The organism is Bacillus sp. F19, assembly GCA_023823795.1.
Taxonomy (GTDB): domain Bacteria; phylum Bacillota; class Bacilli; order Bacillales; family Bacillaceae; genus Bacillus_P.
Map to the genome: position 1 here is coordinate 1,472,178 of CP085710.1, position 13,810 is coordinate 1,485,987.

The 13,810-nt window shown below is 37.4% G+C and carries 12 protein-coding genes and 2 pseudogenes; 6 read left to right on the top strand and 8 right to left on the bottom strand.

Annotation, left to right across the window (positions count from 1 at the left end):
- Positions 1-171: 171 nt before the first annotated feature.
- From LIT25_07490 to LIT25_07500, 3 genes are all read right to left on the bottom strand, one after another.
- Entirely contained in the window at positions 172-1,113 is a 942-nt protein-coding gene (locus LIT25_07490) for an IS3 family transposase (GenBank protein ID USK36195.1), read from the bottom strand.
- Complete coding sequence (locus LIT25_07495; protein USK35154.1) at positions 1,035-1,364, bottom strand: helix-turn-helix domain-containing protein; 330 nt, start codon at positions 1,362-1,364, stop codon at positions 1,035-1,037. The genes LIT25_07490 and LIT25_07495 overlap by 79 nt, the downstream gene beginning before the upstream one ends.
- Positions 1,365-1,631: 267 nt before the next feature.
- The gene (locus LIT25_07500) at positions 1,632-2,045 is read right to left on the bottom strand and encodes a DUF2283 domain-containing protein (GenBank protein USK35155.1); all 414 of its coding nucleotides are present in this window, start codon (positions 2,043-2,045) and stop codon (positions 1,632-1,634) included.
- A gap of 569 nt (positions 2,046-2,614) precedes the next feature.
- On the opposite strand from LIT25_07500, the gene LIT25_07505 reads away from it, so the two are divergent.
- Positions 2,615-3,526: a sulfotransferase gene (locus LIT25_07505; GenBank protein ID USK35156.1), complete on the top strand. Its 912-nt coding sequence runs from the start codon at positions 2,615-2,617 to the stop codon at positions 3,524-3,526.
- A gap of 309 nt (positions 3,527-3,835) precedes the next feature.
- Here the strand turns inward: LIT25_07505 and LIT25_07510 are convergent, their stop codons facing one another.
- Together LIT25_07510 and LIT25_07515 are read right to left on the bottom strand one after the other, a co-directional pair.
- Entirely contained in the window at positions 3,836-4,090 is a 255-nt protein-coding gene (locus LIT25_07510; GenBank protein ID USK35157.1) for a helix-turn-helix domain-containing protein, read from the bottom strand.
- 78 nt (positions 4,091-4,168) lie between these two features.
- Entirely contained in the window at positions 4,169-4,357 is a 189-nt protein-coding gene (locus LIT25_07515) for a hypothetical protein (protein ID USK35158.1), read from the bottom strand.
- A 295-nt stretch (positions 4,358-4,652) separates the two neighbouring features.
- Here LIT25_07515 and LIT25_07520 point away from each other — a divergent pair.
- A protein-coding gene (locus LIT25_07520) for an IS3 family transposase (GenBank protein ID USK35159.1) occupies positions 4,653-6,001 on the top strand; the annotation gives its coding sequence in 2 pieces (ribosomal slippage) (positions 4,653-5,097 and positions 5,097-6,001; 1,350 coding nt in all).
- Positions 6,002-6,151: 150 nt separating this feature from the next.
- Here the strand turns inward: LIT25_07520 and LIT25_07525 are convergent.
- Both LIT25_07525 and LIT25_07530 read right to left on the bottom strand, forming a co-directional pair.
- Positions 6,152-6,439, bottom strand: coding sequence for an AbrB/MazE/SpoVT family DNA-binding domain-containing protein (locus LIT25_07525; GenBank protein ID USK35160.1), 288 nt, complete (start codon positions 6,437-6,439; stop codon positions 6,152-6,154).
- Positions 6,440-6,642: 203 nt separating this feature from the next.
- Positions 6,643-6,810: a hypothetical protein gene (locus tag LIT25_07530; protein ID USK35161.1), complete on the bottom strand. Its 168-nt coding sequence runs from the start codon at positions 6,808-6,810 to the stop codon at positions 6,643-6,645.
- Positions 6,811-7,445: 635 nt separating this feature from the next.
- Here LIT25_07530 and LIT25_07535 point away from each other — a divergent pair.
- Positions 7,446-8,561: an IS4 family transposase gene (locus tag LIT25_07535; protein USK36196.1), complete on the top strand. Its 1,116-nt coding sequence runs from the start codon at positions 7,446-7,448 to the stop codon at positions 8,559-8,561.
- Positions 8,562-8,901: 340 nt separating this feature from the next.
- A complete protein-coding gene (locus LIT25_07540; protein USK35162.1) occupies positions 8,902-9,990 on the top strand; it encodes a glycerophosphodiester phosphodiesterase in 1,089 nt (362 codons plus the stop codon).
- 604 nt (positions 9,991-10,594) lie between these two features.
- Here LIT25_07540 and LIT25_07545 read toward each other — a convergent pair.
- Positions 10,595-10,912 (bottom strand): annotated as a pseudogene (locus tag LIT25_07545) (IS21 family transposase).
- Positions 10,913-11,052: 140 nt separating this feature from the next.
- On the opposite strand from LIT25_07545, the pseudogene LIT25_07550 reads away from it, so the two are divergent.
- Together LIT25_07550 and LIT25_07555 are read left to right on the top strand one after the other, a co-directional pair.
- Positions 11,053-11,705, top strand: a pseudogene (locus LIT25_07550) (IS4 family transposase).
- A 409-nt stretch (positions 11,706-12,114) separates the two neighbouring features.
- Positions 12,115-13,722 carry an alkaline phosphatase D family protein gene (locus LIT25_07555; protein USK35163.1) on the top strand — a complete coding sequence of 536 codons (1,608 nt, stop codon included), beginning with the start codon at positions 12,115-12,117 and terminating at the stop codon, positions 13,720-13,722.
- The last annotated feature ends 88 nt before the right edge of the window (positions 13,723-13,810 follow it).

Consider the following 13,810-nt stretch of genomic DNA (forward strand, 5'->3'; position numbering starts at 1 on the left):
TAATAACTATTAGTAATGAGAAGAAAACATTGGATGACTACCGTTCTCTTTTTATTCTATGCATACTTTATACAAATCTAGTTTACATAAAGTACGTTATAGGTAATAAAAAAGGATCTTCGGTTTGGTCTTACCCCCGTCAAGTAGACATTTAATTAAAAGGTGCACTTATTAGGCAGCCTTAGCCCTATATTCAGTAGGGCTAAGGTTATTTAATTTTTTTTGAAAACGTTTATTGTTATAAAACTTAATATAATTTTTTACTGCTGTCTTAACCTCTTTCGAGGTCTCAAATTGGTATCGGTAAAAACATTCAGTTTTAAAGTGACTAAAAAAACTCTCCATACATGCGTTATCTAAACAATTTCCTTTTCTAGACATACTTTGCTTAATATTGTATCTTTTTAATAGTTGGTTATATCTTATTGAGGTGTACTGGAATCCTTGATCGCTATGTAATAGGAGTCCTTTTACGTCTCTTTTTTTTATGGCCTCTTTTACAGTATCAGCTACTAGCCTTAGGTCATTTCTTTCACTTATTTTATATGAGACAATCTCATTGTTATAAAGGTCTAATATCGAAGATAAATAGATTTTTTTCCCATTAAAAAGTAAGTAGGTTATATCTGTTACCCATTTTTCATTCGGGCGTTTAGCTGAAAATTCTCTATTTAAGTAATTATCGGAAAGGACATATTTTTCTTTACGCCCAAAGTGCTTCCACTTTTTTTTTCGTATCTTTGCTTGAATACCATTCGTTTTCATTAAACGATAAATTTTCTTATGGTTGACTTTCAGTCCATACTCTTTTTTTAGCCAAGTTCGAACTCTTGGATAACCGTAGCTCCAATTAATATCAGGGTCTTGTTGGCATTCAATAATTCTAGATACAATCGATTGATCATCTAAATCCCTTTTAGTAGGGTTACTCTGACGTTTTAGCCATTTGTAATAGCCACTCTTTGATACGCCTGCAATTATACATAAAATACTGATAGTAAATTGATTTTTAAGCTCATGAATGATTTTGTATTCTATTGATTTTTCTTTTCCTGCATCCTCCTCCTTTTCGCATCTAAGAGCTTTTTTAAATAGGCATTCTCTGCTTCTAATCGACTTATTTTTTCTGTATCGCTTTCATAGTCTTTTTTAGGTCTACCTTTAAGTGGGCTACAAGATGTTCCTCTCTTTTCCTCTAACCCCTGAATTCCTTCTCTTTTATAGTGAGCTATCCATCTTTGTATAGTTGTATATCCAATCCCTAACTCTTTGGAAATTGATCTAATACCCATATCTTTCTTTTGGTATAAATTAATCGCTTTTAGCTTAATTTCTTTTGTATAGGTTGTTCTAATTTTCCCCATGAAAAAATCCCCCCATAGAAGACAGTACAATCCTTTCTTTTTACTGTCTACTATAAGGGGATAATATCAGTTGGAAGATCCTTTTAGCTGTTTGTTCAATTAAAGCGCCCGATTGTTGAAGATCGTTCTGGAACATCCACGTTGCAAGGTTATTCAAGAAAAGCCCCCGATTGTTGAATAAAGGACACGATCCACTATTTGTGTATTGCGCCCGATTGTTGAAGATCGTTATTGAAGTAAAGCACCCGTTAGTAAAAGAAGAACTATTTATTTACCAATTAGGTACTGCTCGGAATAAGACTTGGAATCAAAAATGTCTATACCTATAAAATCTTCACAGTTACTATCCGAAAAATGAAACACTATTGATTCAACATCAGGATGAGAAATAGACTTTCTTGTTATTTCACCATTCAGTCTAAAAGAATAATAAGTCTTTCCATCAGTAGTAACTTCCTTTTTAAAAATGTGGACTTTATCAGCAATCAGTTCAATTTTCCTTGCAGTTTCTCCTTCTATCTCTATTCCAACAATCGGGACTTCTTCTCCAAAATCTAACATTATATCATCGTTTTCTGGAAGTTCTTCCGTATGAGTAATAGTATATTTAGATGGTTCACTAAAGTAAATATAGCCTATCTCTACTTCCTTATCATAAGTAACCTGACCTTTGTAGCCCATAAGATCAATCCTCCTAAGCTTATTCTTTTTCTCGTTTTATGCCAAAATTATATCATTTTCTTGTTCAGCTAACCTGCCTCTTTAGTTTAAGTACATTTCTTCACAACCTCACACCGATATTAATATAAATATCCTGTTTTGTTTGGAAGTCTTATTCCATTAAACTGCCCTTTAATTCAATAAGAAAAGGCGACACTTTGTTCAGCAATCGCCCCCGATTGTTGAATATGATTTTAGCTGATTGATCCAATGTCTTGGAGAACTTAAATAATTACCTTGAGGGAGAAAGAATTGACAAAAAAACTGACCGATTGCTAGTTGGTCAGTTAAAATTTATTATCCACTTTATGCTCTCCATGCAAACTAGCAGATAATGAAGATTTTTATTTTATAATAAATTGTTACCTTCAAGCAAGGTTGGATTTCGCATGGGATCTCCAGTTTATACTGTAAGGATCCTTTTCTTATTCCATTAAAGCATCCGTTAGTTGATTAGATGTGGCAAATTTTAAAGCTATTAATATAATAATAGAGGAATAAAATTCAAAATAAAAGTTGGTGAATGAGTATTGAAATATTTGTATATCACCGGATTAATGAGAAGCGGTACTACAATTCTAGCGAATTTTCTAAATACTCAAGTAAAAATAACGATCTATAGAGACTATGTTAATACGTTGAGGCAAGCCCTTACATCTAATCCAAACCTAGAGTACTTCGATAATATTCAGGAAAAAAATATAGTCATTGAAAAAATGAGAACTGAAGCACTTGATCAATTAAAATTAAATCTTTCAATAAACCCCGAGCAGATAAAAAATATTTACGATCTTTATAAATCAGCAATAGATCCAATCGCGTCTCCTGAAGATGTAATCATTGGTAATAAATCGACTCAATCATTATTTGTATTAGAAAAACTATTAAAAAATAAAGATGTTTTGGGTCTATATATTATTAGAGATGTTAGAGATGTTCTTTTATCTTCTAGAAAAAGATCTGAGAGATTGAATGATGCAGATGTTATAAACAATTGGAATACAGATATCAATAAAGTTGAACAATTAAAAAAGAAATATCCTGACCGTTTTCTTGTTATAAGATATGAGGATTTCGTTCAAATGAAAGCCAATAGAATTCTAGAAGGTTTTTTAGGTGTCTTTTTAAATTGGGAAATCCAAGTGTTTAAAGATCGATCTGGTCAACTATTTAGAAATAATTCATCTTATGCAAACATTAAGAAACAACAGACAATTGGATTTCATTTGCAAAGTATCGGCAATTGGAGAAAATTAAAAGATGAGGAACGAATATCTATAAGGAAAGTAGGGGATATTTGTAAAAATGGTTTAGAAAAATATAGATATTTAAATGATGAACAGCTGCAGGAAGAAAAGAAAGCAAGATTAGAAGCAGCTGCAAGCCAGGAAGAAGATCCGCCCGAAAAAAGAGGATTTTGGAGTCGTCTTTTCGGAAAGTAGCGATCCAGATTGCATTTAAACGGTGTTTAAAGATCGATCTGGTCAACTATTTAGAAATAATTCATCTTATGCAAACATTAAGAAACAACAGACAATTGGTCATAGTATCGTTCTACCATTTTTCAAAGTGAAACTGTTCAAAATTAATCAGCAAAAGTGTTCAATTCTACTTGTTGTCCCATGGTGGATCGGGTATTGCTTCATACTGCCGAGTGATTTTCCTTTTCTCTAAACAGTATTCATCCCGAAGGGAAGCCACATATCCCCGCACAGTGCTGTCTCCAACTCTTAGTTGCTCGTATTTTTCTCTCAGCAGTCTTGTACCTGAGCGGAAGACATGTCCGGATGTTCCTGCAGCCACGTCAGAATGTCCTGCTTGTAAGGATCTAATTTTTTCGTTCTGCTTTTAGAGGCTGCCATCCATACAGCCATCTCTTCAGGGGGTTTAGCCAAGTAACTATAGACGGTATTGCGAGAAAGGCCGACTATTTTAGCGATGGTTGAAATCTTAACCCCTTTTTTATGTAATCTCTTAATCTCTGCGTACACTTCCCATTTATCCACCTTTCAATTCCTCCACCATGTAAGTTATCTTCTCGATCTTACATGATAGATTCATAATTGGAAAAGAAGTGTTCAATCTTATTTGGCGTAAACTGTTAAATTTAGTTTAGCAGTCACAGAAACAAAGTAGTTTATGTAGTGAGGTAATCTGAAAAGCCCCTTTTTTGTATCTTTTTTATCTGCTATATAAAGCCAATCTCCTTTATTAGCAAAACAATTGAGACCAATATCTTCGATGGCAACTAACATTTTTTCGAACTTTTTCATCATATTCATCCTTTAAATCATTTTCTTAAAAGCAATTATTAACCGAGGTCTTATTCAACAATCCTGCCCTTTAATTGGAATAACATACATTTCGAGATGAACCACCTAATTGCCTTTTTTTACTCCAGAATATGGCCCTTTAGTTGAACAAGGTTTCTAAGGAAAACATGAATACTGTATACAAAACTAGTTAACATAATCAATCCTAGAGGAAGTTTCCAAAACGAAAACCCCTTGGTAATGAACTGCACCCCAATTGTTAGACACAACTAACAACTGGAGGTGTAGTTTTTTCATGGGAAAGTTTTCATTTGAAGATAAAATGAAGGCAGTTCAAGACTATATTGAAGGGACTGAATCCTATAGAGACATAGGAAAGCGAATTGGTATTGATCATAAATCCATTGTAAAATGGGTAGCCCTTTATAATGAACATGGTCTAGATGGTTTAAAATTACGGTATACAAATTACTCTGCCCAATTTAAAATAGACGTACTTAATTATATGAACGAAACAGGGACGTCTCTTTTAGAAACAGCTGCAATCTTTAATATTTCAGCTCCAACAACCATTTTACGGTGGAAAAAAGTTTTAGAAGAACAAGGTATAGACGTCCTTTATTCAAAGAAACGAGGGCGTCCATCCATGAAAAAAAACATTAAGAAAAAACAACCAGTAGAAGGCTCACAAGAAGCGCTATTAGCTGAAATTGAACGTCTAAAAATGGAGAATGCCTATTTAAAAAAGTTGAATGCCTTAGTTCAAGAGGAGAGAAAATTGAAGAACGTCAAAAAGCGCAAGTAATTTTTGAACTAAGGCATGAATTTAAAGTGATTCACTTAATTAAAGTAGCTAATATCGCAAGAAGCACGTATTATTACTGGGTAAAACAGCTCAATCGCCCAGACAAATATAGTGAAGTAAAGGAAGTCATTAAACAAATTTTTGATGAGCATCAAGGCAGATATGGTTATCGTCGTATCACACTAGAATTACATAATCGAGGCTTTTTAATCAATCATAAAACAGTCTGCCGTCTAATGAATCAGTTAGGCTTAAAATGTCTAGTACGCATAAAAAAATATCGTTCTTATCGCGGAAAAGTTGGGAAAGTCGCACCTAATATTCTTGAACGTGATTTCAAGGCCAATAAACCGAATGAAAAGTGGGTTACGGACGTTACGGAATTCGATTTATTTGGTGAGAATCTGTATTTATCCCCTATTCTTGACCTCTTTAATGGAGAAATTATCGCTTATAATATCGAGAAACGACCTGTATTTTCACTTGTGACAAAGATGCTAGATAAAGCCTTCCTTTGTTTAAATGAAGGAGAGACACCTATTCTCCATTCCGATCAAGGATGGCACTATCAAATGACAAAGTATCAACACTTACTGAAAGAACATCACATTACGCAAAGTATGTCGCGTAAAGGGAATTGTTTGGATAACGCAGTCATGGAGAATTTCTTTGGCTTATTAAAGTCTGAATTATTGTATCTCCAAGAATTTGAGAGTATGGAGCATTTTAAGAGAGAACTAGAAAAATATATTTACTATTACAATCACAAACGAATAAAAGCAAAACTAAAAGGATTGAGCCCTGTGCAATACAGAGTTCAATCCCCGGTAGCTGCTTAATAATATTTGTCTAACTTTTTGGGTTCACTTCATAATCAAGGGGTTTTTCACTGTCCGGATTTATCATTTATGCACGTTTTTATGCATGCCTGTTAGATCAGCCTTTTCAGCCGTTTGAGAAGCCGTAAGACTGCATAAAAACGACGCTTTTTATGCATACTGCTTGTTCAAAAAAGCCTCTAAAGCCGCAGTGAGCTCATCAGCGCCTTTTTGACTCAAGACAATCGTTCCATTTGCTAAGGTCATATTCTTTTTGGAGACGTCTCCCGTCACAATGCAGGCATCGTGACGTTCATATTTCTGAAGAATAATTTTTTCTCCTTCGAGAAAGATTTCCATCGGGGTTTTGACCGAAATGTTATAAATTTTACGCAGCTCCATCGGAATGACAACTCGTCCCAACGGATCTACTTCTCTTACAATGCCAGTAGGTTTCATACCCATCCTCCTTTTTCTATTTTTATTATAAATTGTTAATCAAAAAATACCTATTACCGTTTTCCTAAATAGATCTTTGTGACTGAGTCTCGTCCATGCCCGAGGAGCATGGCTACGTTTTCGGGCTTGCAGCGCCGTTCTTTCGGATTTGAGCAGCTCATAATAGCGTGTCCTGGCGTAATGATGACGGATCCCGTGGAAGGTCAGCTTTTTCTGTCACGCGGAATGCCTCCTTTTGTCGTCGTTAACGCCAGATATCCGTTTCGAAACGCTGAGCGCAGCTGTGAACGCGTCAGAGCTGTCACTTCTTCCAGCCGTAATCCCATACTTTCCGCAATGCGGATCGCCCATTCAATGTCTTTTCTCCCCATTACGGAGGCTTACTCGGTATAAGCTTGAGGAAGCGAAGGCGGCCAATAAACGGTTCGCGTTAGAAAAACAGGTAATTATCGGGGTCGATCGGGCCTGGTCAAACGAAGAAATCAATCTGGCGGCCCTAATGGGCCTAGTCACAGGGTTGCTGCTGTAGTCCGTCAGATGTTTTACATAAAATGTATATCTATCTCTAGATCTTTGTTATCTGCTTCCTAAATGTAGTACCAAAAACGATGTTCGATAGTAAAAATGTTACCTTGTTTTAGGGAATGAGTTTTGGTACTGTAAATTAGCATTAATAGACTATTTGTTGATTAAGTAATGGTAATGCCCATAAACGGTCATTTGTATTACATATTTCAATAGATAATCAGTCGTTTGAAAAGCAATAAAGTTACTTAATAATGCCAGTCACGTTATTCAAGAAACGGGCCATATTCTAGAGTAACTTATTGTGATAATTATGGGATTTTGAAATAATTGTTACTAAGCAGAGGTATGATTGTTAAAGATGGACTGAGCATTTACGGGGAGGCTAAGCAAATGCGAGTAGGAATAATTGGAAAAAGTCCTTTATAATGGATCAAGTCAGGTGGTAACCCGTCCAAATCCACTAAAAAGGACCAATCTCATGGACAAGATTACACCAAAAAATTCATTTGGACAATGGTTTTCACTCATCAATCTTCAATTATTTGAAGAAAACGTGAAAACAATGAAATTAGATTACTATACAAAAAAATTAACGACGGAATCGTTCCTTAAATTACTGCTTTTTGCGCAGCTACAAGAAATCGAAAGTCTGCATGCACTTACGGATTGTCTTTTCGACGAACAGCTTCAAAAAGGGATCGACCTTGATTCCATCAGTATTTCTCAGCTATCGCGCCGGTTAAATGGCATGAATCCGGATCTCTTTCAACGGCTTTTTCTTGATTTAGTGGCACAAATTCATGCCAAAACACACGACACAAAACTCGTAATGCCGTTAAAAATCCTTGATTCAAGTACATTACCACTCAATTTGACCAATCATCGATGGGCGAAATTCCGGAAAACAAAGGCAGGCGTCAAGTTACATCTGCGCCTTGTCTTTATGGAAAAAGGGACATTGTATCCTGAAAAAGCTGTGCTGACAACAGCGAAAGAACATGACCGTGGTCAACTTGAAGTTATGATCGATGACAAAGAATGCATGTACGTGTTTGACCGTGGGTACCTCGATTACGAACGATTCGACCGCATGACAGATGATGGTTACTTTTTTCTTTCAAGACTACGGAAAAATGCATTCATACGGGAGGTTTACGACTTCAAACTGCCAGACGATACGACCGTTTTATCGGATCAAATGGTGTTGATTGGCACGGCGCAAAATCGAGCAGAAAACTATTTCCGTCTACTAAAAGTCATGGATTCAAAAGGAAATGAACTCCATTTGATCACGAATCGCTTTGATTTGAGTGCCGAAGAAATGTCTGAGATGTACAAATCGCGCTGGGCGATCGAGCTGTTTTTCAAATGGATCAAACAGCATCTCCGTATCAAAAAGTTTTACGGCCAAAGCGAATGGGCAATTCACAACCAAGTGTTGATCGCGCTAATCGTCTTTTGTCTGCATGTACTCGTGCAGCTCGAAACAAAAAGTAAGCGAAAACTCCTGCAAATTAGCCGTTATTTAAGGGCTAATTTATGGAAGCCAGCGCACATTTGGCTTAGAAAAATTAAAGGAGAAGCCGTTCCTTAACGGGCAAACAATCATCGTCCCTCTAGTCTAATTGTAAATAAAAACCAAATGGATGGAGCCACCTTTGTTTGGGTATTCACTTTTTTGGCTCTTCATCGGGAAAACGATAAAACTGAAAATTCAAATAAAATTCACGCAACACTAGTGATTAATGAGGATTAAATTATTTGTTCAAATATCACAATAAAACATTTACCTACAAACAAATTTCCAACATTATCTATGAAAGTTGAATTTCACCTTTCTTTTTCTTTATTCTATCTTAATATCTACGTAAATGAGAATTTACACTTTCAATCTATTCTTATAAATGTACTAGATTTTATTAGGAGTGGAGTAGATGAAAAAGAAAAAGATTTTAGCCGCAGTGATTGCTGCACTTATGATGTGTTCAGCACAGCCTGCTTTGGCTGATAATGAGTCAGACCGTTCTGACAATAGGAGCTTCGGTCCGAAGACGTTTGACCTTCAGGCACACCGCGGTGGAATGGGACTTACTGTCGAGTCGACCATTGCATCGTTCTCCCATGCACTTGAAATGGGTGTGAGCACACTTGAGCTTGACGTGCAAATCACGGAGGACCACCAGGCAGTTGTCACGCATGATCGTAAAATCTCAGGAAGAAATTGTAAGGATACGAGCCCAGCATTCGCTGGTGACCCAGAGTACCCTTACGTGGGCAAGTACATAAAGGACCTCACTCTTGCTCAGATCCGCACGATGGACTGTGGCACAAATACCAAGCCTGAGTACCCAGAGCAGCAACCGAGCCCAGGGGCTAAAATGCCGTTGCTGAGCGAGGTTATCGATCTGGTGAAGCAATACAACGCCAAGAATGTGTGGATGAATATTGAGACGAAGGTAGAGGCTGGTGCACCGTGGGAGACAGCTCCACGTGAAGAGTTCGTGCAAATCGTCGCTCGCCAAGTTCGCGAAGCAGGAATGCTTGACCGCGTATCAATTCAAAGCTTTGACTGGGGCGCGCTTATGCGCATGAAAGAGGTAGAGCCACGCTTACCTGTCGTTGCACTGACCAATGGTCCACAATTCTTACAGCCAGGTCAACCGGGGGCTTCACCGTGGTTGGGTGGAATCGACATCGATGATTTCGATGGAGACCTTGTGGCGGCAGCCAAATCGTTTGGCGCGGACGCAATCTCCCCTGTTCACGGCTTCCCACAAAACGGTAATATCACTGACGATAACTACGTACCTTATGTAACAAAGGAAATGGTGGAGGATGCGCACAAGTCCGGCATGAAGGTCATCCCTTGGTCAATCAACGATATGCCAACGATGAATAAGCTTATTGACGACGGAGTCGACGGAATCATCACTGACTATCCAGACCGTCTACGTGAGGTCATGGAGGAGCGTGGATTCAAGCTGCCTAAGGGCTATAAGGCACCGACAAGTGAGAAGCTTTAATAGTTACAGAATAAATGATTCTATTCAAAGCTATTTTTAGTAAAAGACTATCTATTCATTAAAAAAGTGAGTAACCTTAAATCTTCCATTGTATGAAACAAGACTTGCTCTAATGAATAAAAGGGACTTTATCAGAACGAATGGTATAGTCCCTTTTTTCTTTTCCCCGCAATTAATGATTTCGCTGAGGTACATTGCCTTTTATTGATAACACTCCACCTTTTATCCACTGTTTTTCAATATTTCCACATCATTCAAGTATGTCTGTTTATACATGCTACTGTTTCGGTATTCCTATGGATTTAAGATAAAGTTTGATAATTTATAATAAAGATTGATAAAAAAGTCTGTTTTAATAATACAGGATGTTTCTTGTTCAGCAAACGGGCGCTTTTCTTCGATAAGACAAGATAAATGATATTCAACAATCGGGGGCAATAATGGCATTAATAAAACTGTAGAACTTTACTTTAGAATGAAACATAAATGCTAAACAATCGTATATAAGTTATACATAATAAATGAATGAGAAGGTGATTATTTTGAATATTGGTGACTTAATTTTTCAATTTTTAAGTTATGTGTCAAGTCCGGTTATAACTTCATACTCACATACTGTTCGATAAGATCCTGAAAACTCATGTTCCTTCTGAAGCTGTTCAAATATTACTTTGTTCGTTCTTCTTTCTTTTTTCTTTAACTTGAAATCTTCCTCTAGCCAATCATCCACTATCTCACCATAACCATCTTCTACCATCATCCCACTTTTACGAATTCCGATTTTAACTGTGGGAACATCCCCATCGGCATACTTCTTTATTGTTCTCCAATCTTTACCTGTCTTTCTTGCAATCTCAGAGAGAGATAAGTCTTCGTTCTCCCTTAAATGTTTGATATAATTTATTTCAGGCATTGCTAGCATCCTTTCATTTCCCCCAACCTGTTAAGATCTCGTCAATCAAAACAGTAGAGGTTAGTGAGAGAGCTTGCAAGCCTTTTTTTGTTCCCTAGACTTCTACATAAATCCCCTGCAGAACTCTGTACTTTTATTTTGCATTAAACAAACCAGGACAAACATGCGAAATATCCGACGCTTATGTAGGAATGACTGATAAAGTACCAACTCGTGTGATTGTTCATCGGCTAACAAAAGAACAACAACAAAAACGATTACAAGATCAAACTGTAAGAGAAAAAAAGAAAGGAATGAAGTATTCTCCTCGTAGTAAACGACTCAGTGGTATCAATGTATATATGACAAACACTCCTACAGATATTGTCCCGATGGGACAAGTACATAATTGGTACTCTTTACGTTGGCAAATCGAAATTTTATTTAAAACGTGGAAATCATTCTTTCAAATTCATCAGTGTAAAAAGATAAAACCAGAAAGATGGGAGTGCCATTTGTATGGACAATTGATTGCCATTCTACTCTGTTCTTCTATCATGTTTCAAATGCGGCAATTACTTCTTATGAAAAAGAAACGAGAACTGAGTGAGTATAAGGCCATATATATGATTAAAGATTATTTTCTTCTTCTTTTCCAAGCTATACAGAAAGACACACCCAAGAGCTATCAAAGGTTCTACTTCGCCTGTTCAACCTCCTACAGCAAAACGGGCGAAAATCTCATCGATATGAGAAGAAAACAGTCTTTGATATATTAGGTGTCGTTTACAATTGTACCATGTCTGATAATCAAGCGGCTTAATTCAAAAAAGGAAACCCGTTAGGGTTTATTTCGTATGCAAATCTTTAAAGCATCTACATATAGACTTTCAAAAAAAGAAACAATCTTGCTTATCATTGACGTTACATGAGGTTAGCTTGATAGCGATGTGGTACTACCCCAATTTATGAAAAAGAGCATGTAAACAAATTAGGTACCCCTAATTGAGAAGGCAAGTAAATTAAATCGGCAGCCATTTTCTATACCTTATTAGTGGCTTATTTTTGTTGATAGTCATCAAAATAGTTGTTAATTTTTTTACGGCTATGTTAGGTATGTAGAGTTTGTATATATTTTCAGTGAATTTGATCATACCCTCTCCCACTCTATGTTACTTTTTAAATGTGTCAGAATATTTAACAACAATTACATATTCCAGGAGTGGTAAAAATTGGATTACGAAAAATGGTTGAAAGAACTTAGTTCTAAAAAATTGAGTCGACGAACCTTTTTGGGAACATCTGGTAAAACAGCTTTAGCTACAACACTTGGCCTTACTATCCCTTATTCATTGGCAAGTAAGGGTGTGGAAGCTTCATTCACATTTAATGACTATCCATTTACCCTAGGAGTCGCATCCGGTGATCCGTTACCAGATGGAGTTGTATTGTGGACAAGATTAGCTCCTAATCCTACTGCCGCAGATGGATTAGGTGGTATGATGGATAAAAATATTCTCGTTGAGTGGGAAATGGCGGAAGATGAAAAGTTTAATAAGATAGTAAGACACGGAACAGAAGTAGCGGTGCCTGAGCTTGCACATTCTGTCCATGCAGAAGTATATGGACTGAAACCCGGACGCGAGTATTATTATCGATTTAAAGCTGGAAACGAGATAAGTCCCGTTGGAAGAACGAAAACGGCTCCTGCATGGGGGACGCACTTAAGCAGTCTTTCATTTGCCTTTGCCTCTTGTCAGGCATGGGTGGGGGGACGTTATGCTGCCTATCGTGATATGGCGCAGCAAGATCTCGATTTGGTTCTTCATCTTGGGGATTATATCTATGAGAAAAGGGACACTGCAACTCTTGCTGATTTCCGTAATCAACACGCCCTTTACAAAACTTCTCCAGACTTACAAGCTGCCCACGCGGCGTTCCCATTTATCGTGACCTTCGATGATCACGAGATAGAGAATAACTGGGCGAATGATATTTCACAACCGGATGGGGAAGAATCCAACCAAAACTTTCTTGCACTTCGTGCTGCAGCGTTCCAGGCATATTACGAGCATTTGCCACTAAGGCTTCGATCAAAACCGCATGGTTCTGATATGAATCTCTACCGTCAATTCATTTATGGTAATTTAGCCGAGTTTAACGTCTTAGATACACGCCAATTTCGTGATGACCAATTAATCGACGGAGTTACGTATGCTCCTCTTCACCCTGACGCATCGAATCCTTCAAGAACTATGATGGGCTCTAAACAGGAACAGTGGCTATTAAAGAATCTTGAACACTCGAAGGCACGTTGGAACGTGATTGCCCAGCAAACCATTATGGCTCAGTTTGACTATGACCCTGGATCAGGTATAAGTGTCAATCATGACCAGTGGGATGGTTACGCTGCTGAACGGGACCGTGTTTTGAAGTTTATTCAACAACATCGTCCTTCCAATCCGGTTATCCTTGCTGGGGACTGGCATTCAAGCTGGGTAAACGACTTAAAGGCTGATTTTAGCAATCCTCATTCAGAGACCCTGGCAACAGAGTTCGTCGGAACTTCGATCAGTTCAGGATGCGGATGGAAAGGAAATGTTGAAGCAGCACTTTCTGTGAATCCACATGTTAAGTTCTTTAATGGCGACTTGCGTGGGTACGTACGCTGTGACGTGACACACGATTCATGGAAAAGTGACTACCGTGTGGTTTCTTTTCCTGATGATGCTAATGCACAAGCTTTTACATTGACATCTTGGGTTGTTGAGAACGGAAAACCAGGTGCAACTGAAATCGGAATGACCAACTATAATAAAGTTGGAGTAACAGCGTATTAATCCATTCGTTTGTTAAAGGTAGGTTAAGTTAATATTAAATACCTTGTTCAATTATTTTTCTTTGTTATACTATTTTGGGTAGACCCCC